The following is a 25,308-nucleotide window of genomic DNA, read 5'->3' on the forward strand; positions in this document are numbered from 1 at the left end:
ATGAACTATGCTGCACTTGATACATACTTGGAGCCATTACAAGGGATATTTCAAGAGGAAGGTGTAAATGAAATATCAATAAATAAACCGAAGGAAGTATGGATTGAAAATCGCGGTGAAATAAGATGCGAAAAGTTAGAAATATTTGATCTTAATCATTTAAAATCTCTTAGCAGGTTGATTGCTCAAGCTACAGAACAAAAACTGAGCGAAGAGACACCGCTGCTTTCAGCTACATTACCAAATGGTTATCGTATACAGATAGTGTTTCCTCCAGCATGTGAGCCTGATAAAGTAGTCATTTCAATTCGTAAACCTTCTTCTATGCAATTGGCATTGGATGATTATGAAAAAATGGGGGCTTTTTCTGAAACTGTTATAGGAGTGACCGATAATCCAGTAGATCGTCACCTAGATTTGCTACTGAAACAAAAAAAAATAAAAGAGTTTTTAGAATATGCTGTAATAAGTAAGAAAAATATCATAATTAGTGGTGGAACTTCCACTGGTAAAACCACTTTTACTAATGCTACTTTGCGTGCTATTCCATCTGAAGAAAGAATTATTACTGTTGAAGATGCAAGAGAGATAGTTTTGAATGATCATCCCAATAAAGTCCATTTAATTGCTTCTAAAGGAGGGCAAGGCAGGGCAAAAGTGACCACTCAAGATTTGATAGAGGCATGTTTACGTTTAAGACCAGATAGAATAATAGTTGGTGAGCTGCGTGGAGCAGAAGCTTTTAGTTTTCTTAGAGCAATAAACACTGGCCACCCAGGGTCAATATCAACTCTTCATGCGGATAGTCCGGCAATGGCTCTTGAGCAAATAAAACTTATGGTTATGCAAGCAAATCTTGGAATTCCCCCAGATCAGATCATACCATACATTAGAAATGTAATTGATATTGTTATTCAGCTAAAAAGAACCAGTGGAGGCAAAAGAAGCATTTCTGAGATATTATTTACTAGATCTTCAAATGAAAATACTTAAATTTATACGTAAGTTAAGAAAAAGTAGTTTATGAGTAATGGAAATCACCTACGCAATATTCTCATAGGAGGTGTAGTATCTTTTAGCATATTTGAATTTTGCTTCTATTTGTCTGGTATATTATTCTACCTGTTTGTTGACGGTCCAGATGGTGTAGATTTTAGAGCAATTAATCCTAGCTTGACACCTTTTCCTCAAGCTCTCTGGCCGACAATTTTTGATCATATACAATATTGTTGGCATCATCCAGAGCTATATAGCTTTGAGCTCAAAATTAAATTAGTTGTATCTTCTGTACTGCCTCAAATTGTTTTGATGATTATTTTGTGGAATGTGAGAGAAAGACTAATTGAGTGGCGGCCATTTAAAAAGAAAGAATCACTTCATGGAGATTCACAGTGGGCATCAGAGAAAGACATACGAAAAGCGGGATTAAGAAGCAAAAAAGGTCTATTGCTTGGTAAAGATAAGAGAGGATATTTTATTGCTGATGGGTTTCAGCATGCATTGCTCTTTGCACCTACAGGCTCTGGTAAAGGTGTTGGTTTTGTAATTCCTAATTTGTTATTTTGGAATGATTCGGTAATTGTGCATGATATAAAATTAGAAAACTATGAAATAACAAGTGGTTGGCGAGAGCGACAAGGACAAAAAGTATATGTATGGAACCCAGCGCAGCCAGATGGGGTAAGCCATTGTTATAATCCACTGGAATGGATTAGTGAAAAACCTGGACAGATGGTTGACGATGTGCAAAAAATAGCTAACCTAATCATGCCTGAACAAGATTTTTGGCAAAACGAAGCAAGAAGCTTATTTGTTGGGGTGGTACTATATTTACTTGCTGCACCAGAGAAAGTTAAATCTTTTGGTGAGGTTGTGCGTACGATGCGTAGCGATGACGTAGTTTACAATCTTGCTGTAGTTTTGGACACAATGGGTAAAATAATACATCCGGTAGCGTATATGAACATTGCAGCTTTTTTGCAAAAGGCTGACAAAGAAAGATCAGGTGTTGTGTCAACTATGAACTCGTCGCTTGAATTGTGGGCAAACCCATTGATCGATACTGCAACTGCATCAAGTGATTTTAATATTTTGGATTTTAAAAAGAAGAAAACTACAGTTTATGTTGGTTTAACTCCTGATAACTTAACTAGGCTCAGGCCTTTAATGCAGGTGTTTTACCAACAGGCAACTGAGTTTTTATGTAGAAAATTGCCATCGGATGACGAGCCTTACGGCGTATTATTTTTAATGGATGAGTTTCCAACACTTGGAAAAATGGAGCAATTTCAAACGGGCATCGCATACTTTCGTGGCTATCGAGTAAGGTTATTTTTAATTGTTCAAGATACTGAACAGCTTAAAGGAATATATGAAGAAGCAGGAATGAACTCCTTTTTATCAAACTCAACCTATAGAATAACTTTTGCAGCCAATAATATTGAAACGGCTAATTTGATATCTCAGCTTATAGGAAACAAAACTGTACAACAAGAATCATTAAACAAACCTAAATTTTTAGACTTGAATCCTGCATCAAGATCATTGCATATCTCTGAAACACAGAGAGCATTGCTCTTACCTCAAGAAATTATTATGCTGCCACGTGATGATCAGATAATTTTGATAGAATCGACTTATCCAATTAAGTCAAAGAAAATTTTGTACTATAGTGATAGCACATTCACAAGAAGGCTGATTAAACCAACACGTGTGCCTACACAAGAGCCATATGATCCAAACAAGGTCTTTTCTGCTGCTAACAAAGATAAGATTAGTAATGAAGAAGAGAGTAATGCTATTGAAGCTGCTGATTATCCTGTTGAAGCTAAAACTGAAGATGCAATATACGATGAGCCAGAGATTGAAGATGGATTTGAAGACGAGGATATTGATGATAAGTTTGAAGGTGGTGATGGGTTTGATGATGAGGAAGACGATGATGGGTTTGATGATGAAGACAGTAAGGATGAATTTGACGATGAGGACAAACTAGACGGCAATAAAATCGAGGATAGAGGTTAATTTTACCTATTTTTTAGCTTAGAAAATAATTAGTTTTTTCATATTAAATCATTTTTAATTAATTAGTACTAGATTAGCTATTTTAACTAGAGGAATAGTCATGATGAGTAAAAAAACATTAGCAGTTACAGCACTTGCTTTATTGTTGTCACAACAATCTTTTGCAAGTGAAACGGAAGGATTTTACTTTGGTGGTGGATATTACGGTCAATATTTGAACTTGGGTAAGTTGAAAGCAAAAATTGGAGGCAAAGATGCTACAGATGATAACCGTGTATCTATAAATGACATAGACGCTCAGAGAACAGAAGGTCAGTTAATAAGTAAGTATAAAGGAGATTATAACCCACCTTTTGCTGCAAATGTAACGTTTGGTTACACAGGAGAACTAGGCAATAATAGCTATAGAGCTGAATTGGAAGGGATGTACTCTTCTGTAAAAGTAGATAATATTGGTTTATCAAGTAATCAAGTAACTGTTTCGTATCTAAAAGACGTTGGTGAGAGTACTAATAAAAAAACTTATATGTATAAAACTGTAATTAATCATGACCAAGTAGAAAACGCATCTGTAATGGCAAATGTTTATCATTATTGGAAAAGTGATAGTTTTTCTTTTTCTCCTTACGTTGGTATTGGAGTTGGTGGAACAAGAATGACGATGTTTGAAAAATCGTCAATAAGACCTGCAGGTCAATTGAAAGCTGGCTTTGATTATCGTATAAACGAAGATGTAAATATGCACATCGGATATAGAGGTTTTGGTGTTCTTGGTAGTAATGTTGATTTTGAAGCAGAGGTGTTAGGAGAAATGAAAGCAAAGCAACAGGTAAACTCAGATGGAAAAAAGATATTAGAATTGAATAAAAATCAAAAACCATCGGACCAGAAGTTACACAAAGAAAGTATCAGTATAGGCAATCAAGTGTTTCACACACACGGTATAGAAGCTGGTCTTACTTTTCATTTTGCCAGCAAAGCTTAAGGGAATGTTCAAAAAAGTGTGTCAAACCGAGAAATAAAAATAAAATAGAAACAAAAAATAGAGGTTTGATATATGAGTTACAAAATAGAAAATGGAACGACTGGCCTGGTAGATTACAAAGAGCTGGAAGCAAATATACTGTCATCAATAAGGGAAGGTAAACCATTGATGGGGAGAGATGGAGCATTAACACCATTTGTAAAAAGGCTGCTGGAAGCAAGTCTAGAAGGTGAAATAGAGCATCATTTATCCAATGAAAGAGAAGAAAAGAATCGAAGAAACGGAAAGAATGGCAAAACTTTGAAGACGAGTATTTGAACTATTGACACCAAGAGATAGAGAGGGAAGTTTCGAACCACAGATAGTGAAAAAAAGGCAAACAAGCTTACATCCAGAACTTGAAACAAAGGTCTTGAACATGTTTGCAAGCGGTGTGGGATACAGGGATATAGCATCCTATGTGGAAGAAATCTATGACCATAAAATATCTGCAGCAGAGATATCTGGAATTACAGATAAATTACTGCCTATAATCAATGAATGGAGGAGTCGTCCCCTACAATCAGTATACCCGATAGTATTTATGGATGGGATGTTTTTTAAGGTCAAAGAGAATGGACATTGCATAAGTAAATGCATGTACAATATATTAGGAATAGACCAAAATGGCAGAAAAGAAGTACTGGGTTTTTACTTAGCAGAAAGTGAGGGAGCTAACTTCTGGCTAGGCGTATTAAATGACTTAAAAGAGAGAGGAGTAGAAGACATTTTGATAGCTTGTGTTGACGGTCTGAAAAGCTTCCCTACAGCTATAAATAGCGTATTTCCCAATGCTGAGGTACAGTTATGCATTGTGCACCAAATAAGAAATTCACTAAAATACGTATCCAGCAAAGATATAAAAGTTTTTATGAATGATTTGAAAAAAATATACCGTGCTACAAGTAGAGAAATCGCCGAAAATTATTTACTTGAACTGGAGGAAAAATGGGGTGAAAAATATCCTTTAGTCATAAAATCGTGGCAAAACAATTGGGAAAATTTGTCTAGTTATTTTAAGTATTCTGGCCCTGTTAGAAGGCTAATTTATACCACCAATCCAATTGAGGGGTTGCACAGACAAATCAGAAAATTTACTAAAACCAAAGGTTCATTTACCAGTACAAATGCCTTGTACAAATTGGTATATTGTGCTATAAAAAAGATAGAGCAAAAATGGGCTATGGCTTTGCCTAATTGGGCTCTAACTATATCTCAACTTGATATCTTTTTTCCTGATAGGTTAAAAATTGAGTTGAACTAAAAATTCGCTTTGACACACTTTTTTGAACATTCCCAAAAAAGAAATTAATTACGTGCGTCAACAAGTCCATGAATTTTAGTTCCACCCTAAGCCCTCTTGAGCTTGAGAATTTTTTCTATATATAGGCTGAGCATGAATGACATCTGATCATCAATTATGCAAATCTGGATCTTGTTGTGCATACTTAAGTCATTTTGCCAAAATTCCCTTTTTGCATCACCTTTTAAACCTCTTGTGTATACTTCTGTAATTGTGGTAAATTTTTGATCATTGGCAGCCACTTCTCCACACTGCTTCCATACATATTCTCAACTTCTTCTCGCTTTTACTGTGTATTCCTTTTGTGCTCTTTAAAACGGTACCTTCTATATATATATTTATTGTCATTAGGCTAAGTTACCGCTTTTTTTCCATTTTTATACTTCCTGCCCTTGATTAATTTGACCTGCTAACATTTTGTTTACAGGGCCTGCTATTAACTCTGCACAATTTATTCTTATGGTAAAAACTTCTTCTTCACTCTTATTTTTCCTTAACTTGACGCGTATGGTTTTTTAAATACTCCCGTCTGTCAAGGAATTTCTACTCATGAAGGTTATGGCTTGGAAGATTACTGAAATTTTGAAAAATGTAGTCTACTTCTATATTCAAATATATCAAGCAGTAATTCAAAATTAGCTATTGTACCTTTTGCACTATTATATGCAAGGTTGAGCAATTCTCTGTCCTCATATAAATCAGCAAATTTAAACTCCATGCACCCTGATTGTTTTGTGCCTAGAATATCTCCGCTACCCCTCAGCATCATATCCTTTTCAGCAATATAAAATCCATCTTGTGACTCACACATAATCTTTAACTTTGAATACGAACTTTTACTGAGATTGTCATATAACAGTACACAAAAAGACGGTTTATTTCCTCGTCCTACTCTACCTCTTAACTGATGTAATTGCGATAACCCGAACTGCTCTGCATTCTCTATAATCATAATAGTTGCATCTGGTACATCTATGCCAACTTCTATCACAGTAGTTGCAACAAGCAGAGAAAATTCATTCCTCTTGAAGGAAAACATCACTTGATCTTTCTGCTCTTGAGTTAGTTTTCCGTGTATTATTCCAACTCTATCAAAAAATGTCTTTTGTAGTTCCTGAAAGCGCATTTCTGCTGCGGCAATATTGAGTTCTTCGTTTTCCTCTATATATGGACAAATCCAATATGCTTTTTCGCCTCTATTTATAGCATCTTTCAGTCTTTGAATAATATCTGATACTTTTTTAACGTTCATAATAACGGTTTTTATTGGCAATCTAGATTTTGGTTTTTCCCTTAAAATAGAACATTCAACATCACCATACATAGCTTGCTGCAAGGTTCTTGGAATGGGAGTTGCAGTAACAAAAAGTATATCGGTATTTTCTCCTTTTCCTACCAACCGATTCCTCTGTATCACTCCAAATCGCTGTTGTTCGTCTATGACTGCGAGTCCTAAATTTTTAAATGTAACGTTGGCTTGAAATAATGCATGAGTACCAATTACTATATTTAAAATACCACTTGCAAGTTCGTTCATAATAATCTTTCTTTCCTTGCGCGCAGTTTTACCGGTAAGCAAAGCAACTTTTATATCAGTACAAGATAGAGCTTCTTCGATCCAATTATAATGTTGCTCAGCCAAGATAGTAGTTGGTGCCATTAGAGCTACTTGCATGTTATTTTCTACCACATTCAGCATCGCAAAGAGTGCAACTACAGTTTTGCCACTCCCAACGTCACCTTGCAGCAGACTTACCATGCGGTATCTGGATTTTTGTCTTTCTGAGATTTCATCTATCGCTCGAATTTGATCATTTGTTAATTGGAACGGTAATTCATTTAAGACCTGCTCTTTGTATTTACTCAATATTATAAATTCTTTTCCCTCTTTTTTTACATGATTTTCCCTTGCAAGCTTTAGTGCCAACTGGTACGCAAATAGCTCATCATAAGCAAGTCTTTCTCTGCAAACTTCTGCTTCTGCGAGTGAGCTCGGTCTGTGCAATCTTATGATGCTTTCTTTCCAATTCAGCCATTTCTTTTGCTTGATTAATGTTTCATCTATCCACTCTGGCAAATCAGGCAAATCTTTTAGATTAGAACTTATTATGTTTCTAATGCTCTTGTTAGTAATACCGCGACATAATTGGTAAACTGGCTCTATGCAGGCTATTTCTTTAAATAGATTGATATCAGACAACATGTAATCTGGGTGAGTAATTTGCCAATGTTCGGCAAACTTTTCAAGTTTACCACTGATTACTATATCTGTTCCAACTGGAAATAATTTATACAAATATTTAACTGAGTAATTAAAAAAAACTATAAATAAATACTGACTTTCACTTTCAACGATTATTTTATATGGCCTACCTCTAACAGTGGGGCGCTGGTGCTCATACACTTTTGCCATAAAAGTTGTAAATTCTCCCACTTGAGCATCAGGTAGTGATTTACTTCTATCCACATAACTGAGCGGCCTATAAAACAGCAAGTCCATTACTCTGTCTCCACCGCAAAGTTTAGGCAATATTGCGGAATGAAACCTTGGTATATTCTCAATTTTACTATTTAGAAAAGTCAGCACACTTGACTGCTCATCAACATTCATACTGTGTAAAACCGTTTATTCATAATAGAGCCTTACTAAAATCCTGTCACCCTATTATGACTGTCTATGTTAAGTATATTATTGACATATTAACTATTTTTATGTATTATTATACTATCAGCAATTCATATCAAAGTATTAACAATGAACAACTCTATACAGGAAAAAAAGGGAAATCCAGTCGTTACACTAAAAGCTCAGGCAGAAAAGTTTGATTTTAGCAGGTTAAGAGCTGACAAAAACAACAAGTTAGCAACTACTGGAAAACAGATGTATGACGATTTTCGAAGAATGAGGTTTGTTATTAACAGCAAAAGTCTAGACGAAATTTTAATTGGTGCATTGATAGATGGAGTAGATCAACATAATTTTGATGAAGTTTGGGATAGACATTATAAAAAGCAAGAGATACCTGGCAATAAAAAAACCGACCAATATAAAGAGGAGTTTGAAAGGTTTTACAATCTAGGTAAAGGGTACACTCATCTATTACCAAAAAAAGGAGATAAAAACAATAATTATCGCCTAATTGCAAAAGAAGTTTTCAGGGAAATGTTCAAATATGCTGCAGCAAAAGTTCCAAGTGATCCTATTTTGGAAGAGTTAATCACCAGTTGTAACCAACTTGGTTATGATGGTAATTTATCTTTTCATGTTGATACACCTGCGTTGGCAAGCCACAACCTCGTAACTGGGGTTCTCAAGAAAACAATAAATATTAATTGCACTGAATCAAGTTATACAAAAATTGAATCTAAAATGTCTATATCTGTATTAGACTCTAACAAGACAAAGGAATATGAAAACTCAAAAGATGCAGCTATAGCTACTATACAAAGTTCAATCAAATTCACACTTCAGTATCAAGATGGGAAAGATGATGTAGTATATCAAGATGGCAAATTGTCACTTACTGTACCTCGAAAATTGAGAGATTATAAAACTGATGGCATAAGTTTATTTGATATTATTAAAGAATATTTCTATAAATTCTGCGAGAAGTTAGGGTTCAAGTTTGAAGTAGAAATAGAGCATGATTTAGGTGATCCGATGAGCTACCTCGAAGAGGTAGCTCTGCCCATTCATAGCAATGAACACGAAAATACACCCTAAAACTAACAATTAAAATATCTCAAGTTCTGTTAGCTTATTTGCATAGTCAGTTGTACTAGACGCAACTTAATCTGACAGAAAAACTAATATCAATCTCTATGTTTGATGCTACTAATATTTTTCTAAAAAGCAATATGCTTGCTATCAAGAAAAGTCTGCATAGCAATATTTACCTAAATGAGGCCTTGTCTCAATTCCTAAATATAGCTGTGATTTTCTGGTTTATCATAGCCCATATCAGTCAAAATGCGCGATAATAGCACCATCAAAGAAAGATATATTAAAAAGATTAGCGGCAGTAATTGCAGTTTTCTCTGTTTGCCATAGCAACTCTTGAGTAGGTATCAATAATAATGATAATCTATATATCTGCTATAAAACCTCGAGATCCGTAGAATAGGGCTGACTAAGGTTCTCATACATTCCTGTATGCTGAGAACATAAAAGCTCTTTTGATTCTATTCCTAAATCCTCAAGTATTTGCTCCTGTTCAGCTATAAGTTCTAATAGCCCTGTTCCACTTTCACTTACTTCACTTCGTTCAAGACACATAAGTTCTGTTAACTCTGCTATGTCTTCTCTAGAAAGCTGATTTTTTTCAGAAAAAGTTGCTTCACTCATATGGTCCTCTTTTTGATATAAAGAGTATCTTATACAAGAGAATAACTAAAATAATCTAAACTCTTGTGTCATATTTGTAGCTTGGTGTAGTTATATGGTACATTTCAGATAAGAGTACTGATTATCTAATTGTAGGAGAAGACCTAGTCAAAATATAAAAAAGCAGTGGAATTGGGGGTGGTAAATTCAGAAGTGTCTGAATAACTGTGTGAACTAAGTTCGGAGGAGAATAGTATCAAGAAAGGAGAAAATTATATGGTCTTACCTTTATTGATGTATTAATTGAGAAGAGTTCTTCAAAGTTAATGTTTTGTTAGTTGTTTCATACTGAAATAGGAATATATAAATAATTAGGAGAATGTTATGCGGTCTAATTCCAATTCACTTAATAAATACGGATATGTATCTGATGCAAATGGATTGTCTCACCAAGAAATGGGAATGTATGATGATTTAGGAAGATATGAAGTTGCTGATGAAGATATGATGTACCAAAAAAACTATGGTATTATTGGTGATAGTTTAAAAAAAATAACAAATCTGACTGGAGATACAGCAAAGAGTATAGCAGATTACCTTATTAAACCTGTTAGTGATCAGGTTGCAAAGCAAATCGTTGTTCCATTAGGAACGGAGATTATAAGTAAAATTGTCGTACCTATTACAAAGAAAGTTACAGAACAAAATCAAGACATGATAAAAGAGCTAACAGATAAACTCATGGTTCGCGTGGAAGATTTTGCTCGGTTACAAATAGAAAAATTAAAAGAAGACGTGAAGCAAGAGATAACATCAATACCAGGTAAAGTTTTAGAGAAGATAAAACCTTCTTCATGGCTTCCATGGAAAGCAGAAAGTTTGGATGAAGCTTATTCTGACACTTATGTACCAAATGATATAGATGAATTTGCATGGTAGAGCTTCAAGGTTTAGCAAAATGTTTTTTGGTTTATATTCGCTTGAGGTTAACATCATTGGCCTTAAGCTTTTTTTATGGAATATAATAGATCTCTTGCATAACCAGCCAGCTTGGTATCCAATAAGAAAATCTTGATTCCAGCGTCACGAGCTGGAACTCTTTGAATTCCAGTTATGCAAGAAATCTAATACCAAAATGTTAAATGATCTTACTGTATATCTACAAATTCTTCCTGTGATTTTCAACTCTAGAGGTTATGTTTAAATTATAATATCCACCAAAAAAATAGTCATTTTGCTTGGATATTTGATATAATTTAGATCTATTAAAGCAAAAGCATGAATGAAGTAATAACATTTGGTTGTCGTCTAAATTTCTACGAGAGTGAGTTAATCAAAGAAGCATTAAAAAAAGCAAAGAGAGAAAATGTTGTTGTAGTGCATAGCTGTGCAGTGACAAACGAAGCAGAACGCCAAGTGAAGCAAAAAATACGTAAGATCTATAAAAACGACCCAAGTAAAGAAATTATCGTAGTTGGCTGTGCCGTTCAATTAGATCCTAAATCATATAGTGATATTCCTGGTGTAAGTAAAGTGCTAGGTAATCAAGACAAGCTAAGAGCTGAAAATTATCTACTAAATAATGATGAAATCTTAGTCAGTGATAACCAAGTAGAACCTATTCTCATTAATGGATTTGAAGATAAATCAAGGGCATTTATTGAAATTCAAAATGGTTGTAATCATAGTTGTACATTTTGCTCAATTACTGAGGCAAGAGGAAATAATCGATCTGTGCCAGTAAACAATATTATAGAGCAAATTAAGATTTTTATAGAAAATGGGTATCAAGAAGTGGTGTTTACAGGTGTTGATATTACTGACTTTGGTACAGATTTGTTTGGTAAGCAATCACTCAGTTCAATGATTAGAAGAGTTTTAAAGGATATACCACAGTTAAAGAGACTAAGACTTTCCTCTATTGATGTTGCTGAAGTTGATGATGAACTAATGGATTTAATAGCTAATGAGTCAAGACTTATGCCTCACTTACACTTGAGTCTACAGTCTGGTAATAATTTAATACTAAAGAGAATGAAACGTCGTCACAATAGAGAACAAGTGATAGAATTTTATCATAAAATGAAGAGCTTAAGACCTAATATAGCATTTGGCGCTGATATTATTGCTGGATTTCCAACAGAAACTGATGAAATGTTTCAGGATACAGTTGATTTACTGAAAAAAATAAATGTAGTTTATCTACATGCTTTTCCATATTCAGAGCGGAAAAACACACCTGCTGCACGGATGCCACAAATACCAGAGAATGTACGTAAAGAACGAGTAAAGCATCTAAGAGAAATAAATAAAGAAATGATGAGCAGTTTTTATCAATCTTTGCTCGGCACTGAGCAAAGCGTTTTGGTTGAGCAGAATAATATTGGTAGAACAGAAAATTTTGCATTAATAAAACTTACATCAAGAGTTCAAGCTAAAAGTATTGTGAAAGCTCATGTTAAAGGAATAGAAAATAATTGTTTAATTGGAAATATTATTTCTTAATTTTTGTACATTAAAGGAATATATGATATAGTAGTTATACTATAAGTGATAATTCATTTATGATAATTAGAATATCTATTGCTTTATTTTTCATCTTCATTCCGTGTGTCTATTTTTTTATTACTTATATCAGTAACAATACACACATTGAGCAAGTGCAGCCCTTAAAATTAGAAACGGACAATAATGAAAGTGTGATACATTCTGAAGAAGTTACTGAAAAAGAAGTGCCAATAAAATGTCAAGAACTTGAAAGTAGTTCACCTTCTGTTTTTCAAGTAGCTAATCAGAAAAATATATGGCCAAGTATTGCAGATCAAGCTGAACCTACAAAGGAAAAATCAAAAAAACTTGATTTCTATGTTAGTGCTAATGGTGGTAAGATATATTCTGATAGCTCAGAAGTATTTGTGGAGGGTATACGTGCAATAGGAAAAAGAATTCTTGCTTTAGCTGAGGGCCGTTATGGTGGTTTTCTTTTAGACCTATTCTTAGGAGATGAAATTAAAAACATAAAAAAATTTAACGGTAAAATTGATTTTCAGTGGCTTAGCAGCATATCTGTAGGTTACTATGCTGGAGAAAATGGCCGAGTTGATTTTGAGACCATGTATTCTAAAGTCAATATTGAAGATAGTAACTCTCCTCCGGTATTTGATAAATCAGCAAGTGTATCTGCATTCTTATTAAATTTTTACTATAACCCTAATGTTCAAAATACTCAATTTGCTCCGTATATTGGTCTTGGTATAGGATCAACAGTTTTTAGATTAAAAAGGATTGATAAATCATCTAAAAATTTAATGCCACTGAATGTTCCTTGGCTTGTTTATCAAATAAAGCTTGGTGTTGATTACTCAGTAATTCCAGAAGTTAAAACCTTTCTCGGCTATCGTTACTTTAATATTCCAACACCTATTGCAGACGATATATCCACTCATAATATTGAAGTTGGTTTGATGTTTAATTTTTAGTAATAATATCTTTTCAATTCTAATATCCTGATTTCCATTCAGAAATTTGATAAATCTATCCATATCTTTAATCTTATGGCCATATCCTTTGTGATAGCCTGAAGATGGTTTCTGTTTCTTTTTTCCTTTTCCTCCACAAATATATTGGTTTTATGCTCACTAAATTGGTGAGCATGTTACAACGTTTTTGACGACGAAAAGACTAGATAGCTACTTTCATGACAACCATTTAGTTGTCTTTTCTCGTCTATCTTATTTTGTCACTCTGCTGAACAGATACTAAAGTACTAGCTTTTGTGGGTTAATGCACAATTCTATCAGAAGTTTTGTGACTATAATTGCAGAAAACATCGAGCACAGGATTCCTATCGATAAAGTGACAGAAAACCCTCTAATTGCTCCGCTACCAATAATGAACATTATTCCTGCAGCAATCAGTGTAGTGAGGTTTGAGTCAAGAATTGTTTTTATTGCGTTTTTAAATCCTTCTTCAATGGCACGAGCTGTTCTTTTTCCTGCTCTTATTTCTTCGCGGATGCGTTCAAATATTAAAACATTTGCATCCACTGACATGCCAACAGTTAGCGCAATTCCAGCAATTCCAGGGAGAGTAAGAGTTGCTTCAAGTAAGGTAAGAATGAGTAGTATAGAGATTACATTAAAAACGAGTGCAACAGACGCTAATAAGCCTAATTTGCCGTAAGTAATGATTATAGATAAACCAACGGCTATGATAGAGATTATTGCTGCAATTTCTCCTGCTTTTATTGACTCTTCTCCAAGGCTTGGACCAATGTTTTTTTCTTCAATTATTTTAAGTGGTGCAGGTAGTGCACCTGATTTTAAAAGTATTGCAAGTTCACTCGCTTGTTTTTCAGTGAAATTACCGCTAATTTCTCCCTCTCCATTTAGAATAGGTTCACGTATTGTTGGTACAGTTAAGACTGTGTTATCTAAAACAATTGCAAAAGGCTTTCCTACATTTTCTTTAGTAATTTTTGCAAATTTTTTACTTGCTATGCTGTCGAATTTGAAATGTACTGTTGGTTTACCTAAATTGCCAAATCTAACTGATGCGTTAACTAATGAATCACCGCCTATTTCAGTTTTGCGGAATATCGGGTAGGAATTACCCAAAGAATCCTTGAGCATAATCGTAGTGTCATGATCGATATCTTGCATTTTAGCTACATTGGTGTTTGCCAAATGGAAGGCCAGCTTGGCTGTTTTGCCAAGCAGAGATTTTATCTGCTGAGTGTCTTCTACTCCAGGAACTTGGACTAATATCTTATTTTGTCCTTGTTTTTGCACACTTACTTCCTTAGTACCAAGCTTATCTAAGCGTCTTTGAACATTAACTATTGACTCTGAAACTACTTCATTGATTAATGAATTCTTATAATGCGGTTTATATGAAATGAAAATTGCAGTATTTTTTCTACTCAATTCTAAATTTGGGTTTATTTTATGTATTAACGTTGAAACTTTTTTGTAATCATCAATATTATTTAAAGTTACAACCACTTGTTTATCGTTTTTTGCGCTAAATTCAATCTTTTGTGTTAACAGACCTTCTTTTATTTCATCGGTTAGCATGCTTAGTTTCTCTTTGAAGTAAAAATCTAAGTCTACATTTAGAAGCAGAGATGATCCACCTTTCAGGTCAAGCCCTAAATTTATTCTCTTTTTTGAGGTAAAGAACTTATTATCAATAAAATTTGGCAGTATTATATATAAGGACAGCAAAAAAATTAGTAACACTGAAAGAGATTTAACTATTATCTTGTTTGGCATAAATTTAAACTATATTAGTGCATTGTAGACCGAATAGTTGCTAATCACAAGCACCTAAAAGATTAGGACCGCCTAAAGCCCTGATCTATAATTGATGGTCTGCGTTTGTTTTTCTAAAATATCATTATAAATCCATGAATGAGGTTCAGAGGTAGCTTTAAGATTCTCTATTTGTTTATTTTTTCTAATGCTATCAATCGGAAGGTAAATGCATAAACCAAGTATTGAGAAAGTAACTATGGTAGCTGGTATGTGAATAGCAAGAAATTCACTATAACTTGGATCTTTCCAACCGAGAGGACTAGATAGAGAAGGATGAGAGGAAAATCTGGGAATTGCTACTACTGAACTTAATGCTGTTAGAATAATAGCGACAGTGGCACCTACAAGAGGTAAAATATTCTTTTTATTAAATCTGCCATTAGAATCTTTTAAAATATCAAACATACATACTCGTCGATTACTAAATGTTCGTGATACTATGCACTAATTATAAAGTATTCAATAACTAAACTGGAGATAATAAAAAATGGACATAGAATATAGACATATAATATGAAGGATATATGCTAGTTAAAATAGGTACGAGAGGAAGCGACCTTGCGATCATCCAAGCTTTGGAAGCAAAACAAAGATTATTAGAGTCTTTTCCTAATCTATCCGTTGAGATCATTAAAATCAAAACTTCTGGTGATAAATATGCTAATGTAACCCTTGCTGAAATAGGAGGTAAAGGACTGTTCCTCAGGGAGATTGAGGCTGAATTACTCAAAAATAATATAGATATGGCGGTTCATTCGCTAAAAGATGTACCTGCGTTTTTCTCGAAGGACTTAACAATTCCTTGTGTTTTAGAGAGGATAAGTCCATGTGATGTATTTATTTCTCATAAATATAAGAGCCTAAAAACTTTGCCACAGCAGGCTACAATTGCAACTTCTTCAATAAGAAGAAAAGTTCAGCTGTTAAATCTCAGGCCAGACTTAAATGTAGTGACACTGCGTGGAAATGTGACAACTAGACTGCAAAATCAGAATTTTGATGGAATGATTTTAGCTGAAGCAGGGCTGATAAGATTAAAAAAATATCACTTAATTACAGAGGTATTGCCACCAAAAGTCATGTTAAGCGCAGTAGGGCAGGGGGCAATTTGCATTCAATGCCGAAAGAATGATATAAAAGTTATCGATCTTTTAGAGAAAATTAATAATAATATGTCTTTTATAAGGGCAAAATCAGAGCGCAGTTTCATGAAGACAGTAAATGGTTCATGCTTTACACCGCTTGCAGCTTTAGCAGAATATGTGAGTGAAAACATGCTACATCTTTATTGTATGTTAGCGGGCGAGAGAGTTATATACTTTACTGAACGCACTTCGTTTGTAGAAGATGCAGAAAAAATGGGTATGGATGCAGGATTAGAGTTAAAATCAAAATGCTTATAAGCTTACCTAAAGTATGTGGAATCTACCGTTATAATGTTTCAATGTCTAAAATGACTTGGTTAAATGTTGGTGGCCAAGCTGATGTACTATTTAAGCCACGTGACATTGAAGATCTAATGTGCTTGATAAAAGATGCGGAGTTACCAATTAGCGTTATCGGTGCAACATCCAACATAATAATTCGAGATAGTGGCATTCGAGGAATAACGGTGAAATTAGGTAAGGAATTTGCGTATATTAAATGTAAAGATAATAGCTCCATAGTTGCAGGTGGTGCTGCACTGCTTAGTAACCTTGCCTACTTTGCAGGGGAACAGCAAATTAGTGGGCTTGAGTTTCTTGCTGGAATTCCAGGAACAGTTGGCGGTGGGGTAGAGATGAATGCAGGTGCATATGGTAGTGATATTGCGAGTGTTGTAAAATTTATAAGGGCAGTGAATCTAGAAGATGGAAATTTATATGAATTCTCCAGCGAAGAAATGGGATATTTTTATCGTGGACATAGTCTAAAAGGCAGGTGGATTTTTATTGAAGCTGAATTTAAAGGAGTAAGTTCAGAGTATGAGCTTATATTTCAAAGATTGAAAGAAGTTATTGATAAAAAAAATAAAAGCCAACCAGTAAGAGGAAAAACTGCTGGTTGTATATTCAAAAATCCAATAGGCTGCAAGGCATGGAAACTGATTGATGAATCTGGCTGCCGAGGATTAGATAATGGTGTAGCTAAAATTTCTAAGAAACATTGTAATTTTCTACTCAATTACAATAATGCAACTGCACTTGACTTAGAAAACCTTGGCAACAGAGTAAAAGATGCAGTAAAAGATAAATTTAACATTGAACTTGAGTGGGAGATAAGGGTTTTGGGTAGGTAACTTCTAACCTTCTCTAATATGACCTATTTCAATTGAGTACACTTCAATTTAAGTCCAAGGTACACTATTTTGCGAGGATAATTTATGCTTCCTTTGAAGAAAAGCATTCTTTTATTTTTTCGACTGTAGGTTCTATAATACATTCATTTATTTTTTCAGCCGTCAATGCTAATAAACCTAATGCAAAAAGACTTACAACTGGTGCAATAACTCCTATTGTTGCACTCATCAAAGCTGCTGATTCTATATTTAACATTACAGCAGGAAAAATAGTACCTATAGCTGCACCAAGACCAATCCCTACTGCGGCAGTGGTAGCTAAGGTACATAAAAAATAAGCTATTAGCTTTGTTTGGCTTGTTTTTTCATAATGCTTAAGACTATCTTCTCTGGAAGTAATTAAAATGAGAAATGAGTATGTAGAAACCAAAGAAATAATTCCGCCTATGATTAAAGGTGATAAAGCTGCAAAGTTTAAACTAAAGCCTATAAGTGTTCCTATTATAGCTGCTATCCCATAAGACTTTAAACGCTTTTTAATTTCTGGACCCATACCTTCTTCTATGTATATTTAATTAATAATGAAATGTTACTCATTTTTCCTTCATCTGTAAAGTTATCTTAACCTAATTCCAAAAATTGTTATATAATGTTATTTTGAGGTTTTATTTTCAATGCGCAAACTTGCAATACTCTTTTCTATACTGTTTGCGGTAATTGCTTACTATTTAAACAATGAAGTAATATTTGAAATAGCAAAGCTATTTAGCGATATATTCATCAGTCTGTTGAAATTGATTAGCTTACCTTTAGTTTTTCTATCTATAGTGTCCACAATTTCAGGGCTTAAAGACTCAATTGAAATTAAAGTATTACTTAAGAAGACGCTGTTTTATACGCTGCTTACAACCATTATAGCTGCATTTGTTGCGCTATCTTTCTATTTATTCATAGATCCAGTAAGAAAAAATTTCATAAGTAACACAATAGAAAGTGTGAGTGACAGCAACCACAATTACTTTTCATACTTAAAATCACTCATTCCTTCGAATTTTGTGCAAGTTTTTCTTGAAAATAATGTTATTGGTAGCATATTGATTGCTTTTTTGATGGGTGGAGCTATTATTTCGCTCTCAAAAGAAAAACAAGATATATTACACCAAATATTTTCTGCACTATTTGATACACTTCTTAGAATTGCTCAAGGGTTATTAAAGTTTATTCCTCTTGCTGTATGGTCTTTTATCACATGTTTTTTATACGAGTTAAAAGGTGGCAGCGAATTCCATAGTCTTTTTTGGTATTTTGCTTGCATAATGTCTGCAAATTTCGTGCAAGCATTTGTGATTTTGCCACTACTCATGTGGTATAAAGGTATATCACCAATTCAAACGATGAAAGGTGTTATGCCAGCACTTACACTTGCGTTTTTTTCTAAATCATCTAGTGCAACGCTGCCTACAACTATAGAATGTGTGCAAAATCAGCTAAAGGTACCAAAGAAATTGTCATCTTTTATTCTACCAATATGCACAACAGTCAATATGAATGCGTGTGCTGCATTTATTTTAATCACAGTGATGTTTGTTGCAGAGATGAATGGGCACACATTTTCCTTAAGTGAGATGTTCATATGGATTTTTTTAGCTACAGGAGCTGCAATTGGTAACGCTGGAGTGCCGATGGGGTGCTATTTTATGGCAACTAGTTATTTGGTATCAATGAATGTTCCTTTGTACATTATGGGATTGATTTTGCCTATTTATACAATCATTGATATGTTTGAAACTGCAATAAATGTGTGGTCTGATATCTGTATAACGCAGATAATTAATAAAGAATTTCAAACTCAAGAATGATATTAGATAATACAATAATAAAAGAATTTGAAGAGGCTGGTGCGATTTTGCACGGACATTTTGTACTCTCGTCAGGGCTGCACAGCAACACTTACATACAATGCGCTAAAATTTTTGAAAATCCAAGCAGAGCAATGAACGTTTGTGAGCTATTGGCGAATAAAATAAGAAAAGAGCTTATTGAACCCATAGATTTAATACTATCTCCTGCGATTGGTGGAATAATCGTGGGTTATGAGATTGGTAGACAGCTTGGAATCCGAACAATATTTTGCGAACGTGTTAATGGTAAATTTGAATTACGCCGTGGATTTGAGATTAAACAAGGTGAGAAAATCTTACTAATTGAAGATGTGATTACCACAGGTAAATCTTCACTTGAAGCAGTAAAATGTGCAGAAGAGAAGGGAGGTAAAGTTGTTGCTGGAGCTTCTTTGATCAAGAGAAATAGTGAAACAAAACTGCCCTTTCCTGTAATATCTTTGATTGAACTAAATATCAAAAACTATAGCGAGGAAGAACTGCCAAGTGAATTAAAACAATTACCTATAATGAAACCTGGGAGTAGAGAATATTTAACAAAATAATTCTATATATGGCTAAAGTGATTCAGTAACTTTTACGTGTTATATGTTAATCTTTTTGCATCAAAGTTAGATATTACAGTTTATTTTCCTGTATTCGTTCAACAGAATGGCAAAATAAGATAGACAAATAAAGATATAAAGTAAAAACAATAATAGGTGTCATTCCGGTTCGTGACACTTGCTTTATGTAGTTTCATTGAAAACGTTGTTTTTATTATAATACCTCCTATGATTAGTTTGCTTGTGAGCACCAGTGTCTGGGCACTGGAATGACAAGAAAAGGCTACTTGAATGACAGGAAAGGAACTACTAAAACAAATAGGTGTCATTCCAGCGCGTGACGCTGTAATCCAGAAAGGAAGGGAGTGTTAAATAAACCATACGCGTCAAGTTAAGGAAAAGTGGTATAAGGAAGAAAGGAAACGAAAAAAAACTATTTTATATATTAAGTAATAAAGTTATTAATTTATAGGTTCTTCTGAAAAAATCATCTTCTTCTAGATAAGAACTCCCTAAAAAAATAAATGTAACAAATAAAATGCCCATCTCAAATGTTGATATATTTCACGATATTTCCTTAACTTGACGCGTATGGTTTATTTAACACTTCCAATAAAAAAATATCAAAGTCATCATATTATATCACGAACCTTTTCCAAGACTTTTTTCATATTTTCGCTTGAAAGTGGAATTAAGCCAAGCCTAGATAAATATCCACCTTCAGTACTAATAGAGTCTATAACTTCTCTAATGAATTCCCTTAATCCATCAACAGTATCTAAGTGTTCTTTCTTTATATAAAGATATAAAGGCCTTGCTAACATATACTCCCCCGATGATATATTTTTATAAGTTGGCTCAATTCCTGCGATTGTGCTTCCTTGAATCTCATCTTGGTTTTTCGCTAAAAAGCTGAAGCTAAATATTCCTAAAGCATTTTTATTGCTCTTCAATTTTTGTATTATTATGTTTTCATTAATTCCAACTTCTATATATCTTCCATCATCTCTGATATTACTACATGCTTTCTTTCTTTTTTCTTGGTCTTGATAATTCTCTTTGAAAATCCTTGAGTTCATACATGAATATTGATCAAGCATAATAAAATTAATCAAAGTTTCATGTGTACCTGTATTTTGATGTGGGCCATAGATTTTAATTTCTGTTTTTGGTAGAGCTTGATTTACATCAGACCAAAATTTCTTGTTATTCTTTACTAATCTATCATTGTCTTCAGAATATGAAGATAAAGTTTCAAACAGGTCATTTTTTGTAAAATCAAATCTATGGCTTTGATTTGAATTTGCAATAACAATTCCATCATAGCCAGTTATGATCTCTATTACTTCATTCACTTTATTTCTTTTACATAATTCTCTCTCTACTTCCTTCATAGGGCGAGATGAAGTAGTGATATCTGGTGTGCCTTCCCCTATTCCTGAACAAAACATTTTGAACCCTGATCCACTTCCTATCGATTCTACAACTGGAGTTTTAAAGGAAAATATACGGCTGAATTCTTCAGATATAAATGAGATAAAAGGAAAAACAGTTGAAGATCCAACAATTCTGATATATCTTCTGGCATCAACATTTGACAGTGGGATGAGTAATACAAATGCAAAAATAAGGAAAAGGCGTTTCAGCATCGTTTTCGCTCAAGAGTGTAAACTTAATTATCGTAATAAAAAATCAAACTGAAAAGCTTTTTTTCTAGATTTCAAAAGGTATAACGATCAAATGTGTGCGTAATGATGAGATCTGAATCACAGCATTCATACAACTGTATCTATATCGAATCCTCTTATGTTTTTCAATACTGAAAAATTCTTTCATATTAACTTAATGATGCAATATATCCTTTTCTTTAATAGATAAGTCATCATCGACTTTTTTTACATTATCATCAGTAATGTTTTGTATTTCCTTTTTGGCAACATGAAAATCATCTTCTGAGATTTCCTTGTTTTTCTTCATTTCCTCTATTTCTTCCATAACATCTCTGCGTATATTTCTAATTGCAACTCGTGCATTTTCAGAAAATTGATGCAATAATTTCACTAATTTTTCACGAGTTTCTTGTGTTAAGTTTGGAAGAACTATACGTATAGTATTTCCTTCAACAACAGGATTTAAATTCAGGTTAGCATTGATTATCGCATTTTTTACTTCACCGATAACAGTAGCATCCCAAACTTTAACTGATAGAGTTTTGTTATCTATAGCTGAAACGCCTGCAACTTGGTTCAGTTTTTGATGTCCACCATAGATATTTACAACTATACCATCAAGTAATGATGCGTTAGCTCTACCAGTACGTACACCTTTCATATCATCGTGAAAAGACTGAATAGTTTTTAGCATTCTTTCTTTTGTTTTAGCTTTTATTTCGTTTAACATAAATTACCTAATGTTTACAATCTGAAACTATAGTATAAGTGCCTTGACCCTTAATAATATCAACCATTTTTTCTCTTTTTAAAGAAAAAACTACAATTGGGATAGAATTCTCACGAGCAAGTGAAATTGCTGATGCATCCATAACTTTTAAATCACGAGTTAGCAGATCTGTATAAGAAAGCCTATCATACATCACAGCATTCTCATTTTTTTTTGGATCGGCAGAATATACACCACTTACTTGAGTACCTTTTAAAATAACATCACAATTCATTTCAACAGCACGTAAAGCTGCAGCTGTATCTGTAGTAAAAAATGGGTTACCTGTGCCTGCTGCAAAAATGACCACTCTACCTTTCTCTAAATGATGAATAGCCTTCCTTCTTATATAAGGCTCACATATAGTAGTCATGGGTATAGCAGACAACACCCTAGAGACTATAGAGCTTTTTTCTAAAAAATTTTGCAAAATTAAAGCATTAATGACAGTACCAAGCATTCCAATATAATCACTGCTTGCTCTTTCACAGCCACTTAAAGACGCTGATGCACCACGAAAAATATTCCCACCACCAACAACAATACAAACTTGAACCCCGAGATTACAAACTTCAACTATGTCTTTGGATAGTTTATCTATAACTTCCATATCATGGCCAAATAGCTTTGATCCCATCAAAGCCTCCCCAGAGATTTTGAATAACACTCTGGGGTACTTTACTTCTGAAGTTTTGTTACTTATTTGCACCATCCAAAGTAAGTAACTTATAATTAGCTAATTTAACAGCACTTGATTCTATAAAATCAGCAATCTTCATTTTATCATCTTTTATAAACTTCTGCTCTAGCAGAACAACTTCTTCATAGTATTTAGCCATTCGTCCATCTACTATTTTTTTCGCTACCTCTTCAGGTTTATTTAAGCTCTTTACTTGCTCCTCGATTATAGAACGCTCATTTTTTAATTTTTCTTGATCTAAATCATTTATAGATAAAGCTTCAGGTTTCATAGCAACTACATGCATAGCTATTTGCTTTCCAATCTCTTTTTTATCACCAGATGACTGCAATGCTACTAAAGCACCAATCTTACCTAAGCCAGGCATATCACCATGTACGTATCCAGAAATAATCCCATCTTTAGTCTCTAGGTAGCAAAGATTGCTTAACTCTAACTTCTCACCAAGAACCGATGTACCACTCATAATAGCTTCCTGCACTGTACCAACATCTTCATATTTGGCATTTTTTAACTCATCAAGACTAGTACAACGTTCTTGACAAGCAATTGATGCTAAATTTGAAACTAATGCTATGAACTTCTCATTTCTAGCAACAAAATCAGTTTCACAATTGACTTTAACCAATACACCATAATTTTTAGCCAAGCACATAGCAATAAGCCCATCCGAAGCTACTCTATCAGACTTTTTGTCAGCTTTAGCAAATCCTATTGTACGTAACCTATCAACGGCTTTCTTAATATCACCATCACACTCTTCTAACGCTTTCTTACAATCGCTTAAGCCAAGCCCTGTTCTATCGCGTAATTCCCTTATACTACTTGAATCCATCTTCATTTACTTACTATTACCTCCCTTTCTGTTTCAACCTTAATACGCTTCTTTTTAGTTTGCACAATATCCTCTTCTTTTTCTTGAATAAGCTCATCATCCTTAACTCTAGACCTTGTCAAACTAGACTCTATTCCAGCTAATATAGAATCAGCAACTAATTTACAATAGAGCTCTATTGATTTTCTTGAATCATCATTTCCTGGTATAGGATAGGCAATACCATCTGGGTCAGAATTGGTATCAAGTACTCCAACTACAGGAATACCCAGTTTTTTGGCCTCTTTAACCGCTATATGCTCTTTGTTAGTATCAATAATAAATAAAATATCAGGAACTGCTCCCATTTCTCTAATTCCACCCAATTCTTTATCAAGCTTTTTTCTTTTCTTTTCAATGTTTCCTAATTCTTTTTTTGTTAAGATGCTATCTTCATCATTGGATATTTTCTCATATTGTATCAAAGTTTTTATCGAAGAAGAAACAGTGTTCCAATTAGTAAGCATACCACCAAGCCATCGATCATTTACATAATACTGACCACAACGAACTGCTTCACTTGCAACAATATCTAAAGCTTGAAATTTTGTACCAACAAATAAAATGCGACCATCTTGAGATGCAACATCGTATAAAGCTTTCATCGCCGCCTCTAACAATGGTAATGTTTTTCGTAAGTCTATTATGTGTATACGATTCTCTTGATGTATACCATATATATATTGGGCCATTTTCGCATTCCAGCGACTAACTTTATGGCCAAAATGCACACCAGATTCAGCTAAATCACGTATAGTGACTTTAGGCAAATTTGTCATATTTACTCCTCCAAATAGTTTATCCTCCATGGCATAACCCTAACGGGACTACTTGCATAAGCCATGTGTGAAATTAAGTTATTTACATAGTAATAAAAAAGACAAAAAAGCGCAAACAAAAAATATTGACAAGTGGCAACACGTTGATTAGCTTTAAGGTTGCAAACGTTAAAAAGCAATGGGGGGTGTAGCTCAGTTGGTTAGAGCGCATGCCTGTCACGCATGAGGTCGTGAGTTCAAGTCTCATCACTCCCGCCATTACAGCAGAAACATCTTAAAATTCTTTAACTTTCTTATTAATTTGAATTAATTTCTTTCAGAGACTTGACATGATATTGTAATTGCTGCTTAATCTATTTAATTTTATCATTAATAATTGGGATTAAATATGTTCATTTCTGAGGTTTTTGCGGCAGATGCGACTAACAATGTATCAGCATCTGTTGCTAGCTTTATTCCACTCATTTTAATATTTGTAGTATTTTATTTTCTCATTATTCGCCCCAATCACAAAAAACTAAAAGAACATAGAAGGATGATAGATCAAATAAAACGTGGTGATACGGTTATTACTTCTAGTGGAATAATAGGTGAAGTAAACAAAGTTGACGAAGTAAATGCACAACTAATACTAGAAATAGCACCAAAAATTGAAATAAAAATCCTAAAGTCTGCTATATCTGAAATCTTAAATAAAGAAATTCAAAAGCCAGTAGCTAAATCTATTGAAAAAAGCAAAGTTGAAAAGAATGGCAAGAAAAATAAACTAGAGGAAAGTAAAAAAGACAAAAATGCTTCATAA

Annotated in this window: 22 protein-coding genes, 1 tRNA gene and 1 pseudogene; 14 read left to right on the forward strand and 10 right to left on the reverse strand. The window is 33.8% G+C overall.

From position 1 onward, the window contains the following. The 4 genes and pseudogenes from virB11 (at position 1) to ACQH21_RS03770 (ending at position 5,312) form a co-directional block, all read left to right on the forward strand. A complete protein-coding gene (virB11, locus tag ACQH21_RS03755; protein ID WP_019236952.1) occupies positions 1–993 on the forward strand; it encodes a P-type DNA transfer ATPase VirB11 in 993 nt (330 codons plus the stop codon). Between the two features lie 30 nt (positions 994–1,023). Beyond that, positions 1,024–3,024 (forward strand): type IV secretory system conjugative DNA transfer family protein, encoded by a 2,001-nt coding sequence (locus ACQH21_RS03760; protein ID WP_425384521.1) that lies wholly within the window; start codon positions 1,024–1,026, stop codon positions 3,022–3,024. Positions 3,025–3,124: 100 nt separating this feature from the next. Next, positions 3,125–4,009 carry a P44/Msp2 family outer membrane protein gene (locus ACQH21_RS03765; RefSeq protein WP_265041562.1) on the forward strand — a complete coding sequence of 295 codons (885 nt, stop codon included), beginning with the start codon at positions 3,125–3,127 and terminating at the stop codon, positions 4,007–4,009. 72 nt (positions 4,010–4,081) lie between these two features. Further along, positions 4,082–5,312: pseudogene (locus ACQH21_RS03770) on the forward strand (IS256 family transposase). Positions 5,313–5,922: 610 nt separating this feature from the next. On the opposite strand, the gene recG reads toward ACQH21_RS03770, so the two are convergent. Next, entirely contained in the window at positions 5,923–7,962 is a 2,040-nt protein-coding gene (gene recG / locus ACQH21_RS03775) for an ATP-dependent DNA helicase RecG (RefSeq protein WP_425384522.1), read from the reverse strand. Positions 7,963–8,106: 144 nt separating this feature from the next. Here recG and ACQH21_RS03780 point away from each other — a divergent pair, with 144 nt between their 5' ends. Continuing rightward, positions 8,107–9,075, forward strand: coding sequence for a hypothetical protein (locus ACQH21_RS03780; RefSeq protein WP_425384523.1), 969 nt, complete (start codon positions 8,107–8,109; stop codon positions 9,073–9,075). Between the two features lie 372 nt (positions 9,076–9,447). Here the strand turns inward: ACQH21_RS03780 and ACQH21_RS03785 are convergent, their stop codons facing one another. Then, a complete protein-coding gene (locus ACQH21_RS03785; protein WP_007301923.1) occupies positions 9,448–9,696 on the reverse strand; it encodes a hypothetical protein in 249 nt (82 codons plus the stop codon). Positions 9,697–10,059: 363 nt separating this feature from the next. Between ACQH21_RS03785 and ACQH21_RS03790 the strand changes: the two genes are divergently transcribed. The 3 genes from ACQH21_RS03790 (at position 10,060) to ACQH21_RS03800 (ending at position 13,154) form a co-directional block, all read left to right on the forward strand. Continuing rightward, positions 10,060–10,614, forward strand: coding sequence for a hypothetical protein (locus ACQH21_RS03790; protein WP_425384524.1), 555 nt, complete (start codon positions 10,060–10,062; stop codon positions 10,612–10,614). A gap of 339 nt (positions 10,615–10,953) precedes the next feature. Beyond that, complete coding sequence (gene mtaB / locus ACQH21_RS03795; RefSeq protein WP_010402133.1) at positions 10,954–12,180, forward strand: tRNA (N(6)-L-threonylcarbamoyladenosine(37)-C(2))-methylthiotransferase MtaB; 1,227 nt, start codon at positions 10,954–10,956, stop codon at positions 12,178–12,180. A gap of 59 nt (positions 12,181–12,239) precedes the next feature. Then, complete coding sequence (locus ACQH21_RS03800) at positions 12,240–13,154, forward strand: outer membrane protein (protein WP_019236608.1); 915 nt, start codon at positions 12,240–12,242, stop codon at positions 13,152–13,154. Positions 13,155–13,433: 279 nt separating this feature from the next. Here the strand turns inward: ACQH21_RS03800 and secD are convergent, their stop codons facing one another. After that, complete coding sequence (secD, locus tag ACQH21_RS03805; protein WP_010405309.1) at positions 13,434–14,948, reverse strand: protein translocase subunit SecD; 1,515 nt, start codon at positions 14,946–14,948, stop codon at positions 13,434–13,436. A gap of 72 nt (positions 14,949–15,020) precedes the next feature. Next, entirely contained in the window at positions 15,021–15,395 is a 375-nt protein-coding gene (locus tag ACQH21_RS03810) for a hypothetical protein (protein ID WP_264374926.1), read from the reverse strand. A 119-nt stretch (positions 15,396–15,514) separates the two neighbouring features. On the opposite strand from ACQH21_RS03810, the gene hemC reads away from it, so the two are divergent. Further along, on the forward strand, positions 15,515–16,393 hold the full coding sequence (gene hemC, locus ACQH21_RS03815; protein WP_064085264.1) for a hydroxymethylbilane synthase: 879 nt from the start codon (positions 15,515–15,517) through the stop codon (positions 16,391–16,393). Continuing rightward, positions 16,384–17,268, forward strand: coding sequence for a UDP-N-acetylmuramate dehydrogenase (murB, locus tag ACQH21_RS03820; protein ID WP_425384525.1), 885 nt, complete (start codon positions 16,384–16,386; stop codon positions 17,266–17,268). The genes hemC and murB overlap by 10 nt, the downstream gene beginning before the upstream one ends. An 82-nt stretch (positions 17,269–17,350) precedes the next feature. Here the strand turns inward: murB and ACQH21_RS03825 are convergent, their stop codons facing one another. Continuing rightward, positions 17,351–17,821, reverse strand: a complete 471-nt coding sequence (locus tag ACQH21_RS03825; RefSeq protein ID WP_416603520.1) for a hypothetical protein — start codon at positions 17,819–17,821, stop codon at positions 17,351–17,353. A gap of 121 nt (positions 17,822–17,942) precedes the next feature. On the opposite strand from ACQH21_RS03825, the gene ACQH21_RS03830 reads away from it, so the two are divergent. Continuing rightward, positions 17,943–19,127 carry a dicarboxylate/amino acid:cation symporter gene (locus ACQH21_RS03830; RefSeq protein WP_010402120.1) on the forward strand — a complete coding sequence of 395 codons (1,185 nt, stop codon included), beginning with the start codon at positions 17,943–17,945 and terminating at the stop codon, positions 19,125–19,127. Further along, positions 19,124–19,714, forward strand: coding sequence for an orotate phosphoribosyltransferase (gene pyrE / locus ACQH21_RS03835; protein ID WP_010402118.1), 591 nt, complete (start codon positions 19,124–19,126; stop codon positions 19,712–19,714). Before ACQH21_RS03830 ends, pyrE begins: the two co-directional genes overlap by 4 nt. 632 nt (positions 19,715–20,346) lie before the next feature. Here pyrE and ACQH21_RS03840 read toward each other — a convergent pair. The 5 genes from ACQH21_RS03840 to rpsB form a co-directional block, all read right to left on the reverse strand. Beyond that, positions 20,347–21,363, reverse strand: a complete 1,017-nt coding sequence (locus ACQH21_RS03840) for a substrate-binding domain-containing protein (protein WP_425384526.1) — start codon at positions 21,361–21,363, stop codon at positions 20,347–20,349. Between the two features lie 193 nt (positions 21,364–21,556). After that, complete coding sequence (gene frr, locus ACQH21_RS03845) at positions 21,557–22,114, reverse strand: ribosome recycling factor (protein WP_425384527.1); 558 nt, start codon at positions 22,112–22,114, stop codon at positions 21,557–21,559. Positions 22,115–22,121: 7 nt separating this feature from the next. Further along, a complete protein-coding gene (gene pyrH, locus ACQH21_RS03850) occupies positions 22,122–22,865 on the reverse strand; it encodes a UMP kinase (protein WP_010407219.1) in 744 nt (247 codons plus the stop codon). Continuing rightward, a complete protein-coding gene (tsf, locus tag ACQH21_RS03855) occupies positions 22,849–23,694 on the reverse strand; it encodes a translation elongation factor Ts (protein WP_264375865.1) in 846 nt (281 codons plus the stop codon). The genes pyrH and tsf overlap by 17 nt, the downstream gene beginning before the upstream one ends. After that, positions 23,691–24,506, reverse strand: a complete 816-nt coding sequence (rpsB, locus tag ACQH21_RS03860; protein ID WP_425384545.1) for a 30S ribosomal protein S2 — start codon at positions 24,504–24,506, stop codon at positions 23,691–23,693. Before rpsB ends, tsf begins: the two co-directional genes overlap by 4 nt. Before the next feature lie 181 nt (positions 24,507–24,687). Between rpsB and ACQH21_RS03865 the strand changes: the two genes are divergently transcribed. Together ACQH21_RS03865 and yajC are read left to right on the forward strand one after the other, a co-directional pair. After that, positions 24,688–24,764, forward strand: a tRNA-Asp gene (locus ACQH21_RS03865). 130 nt (positions 24,765–24,894) lie between these two features. Further along, positions 24,895–25,308 carry a preprotein translocase subunit YajC gene (yajC, locus tag ACQH21_RS03870; protein ID WP_006012489.1) on the forward strand — a complete coding sequence of 138 codons (414 nt, stop codon included), beginning with the start codon at positions 24,895–24,897 and terminating at the stop codon, positions 25,306–25,308.

The organism is Wolbachia endosymbiont (group B) of Eupithecia inturbata (assembly GCF_964030915.1).
In the GTDB taxonomy this organism is placed as follows: Bacteria; Pseudomonadota; Alphaproteobacteria; order Rickettsiales; family Anaplasmataceae; genus Wolbachia.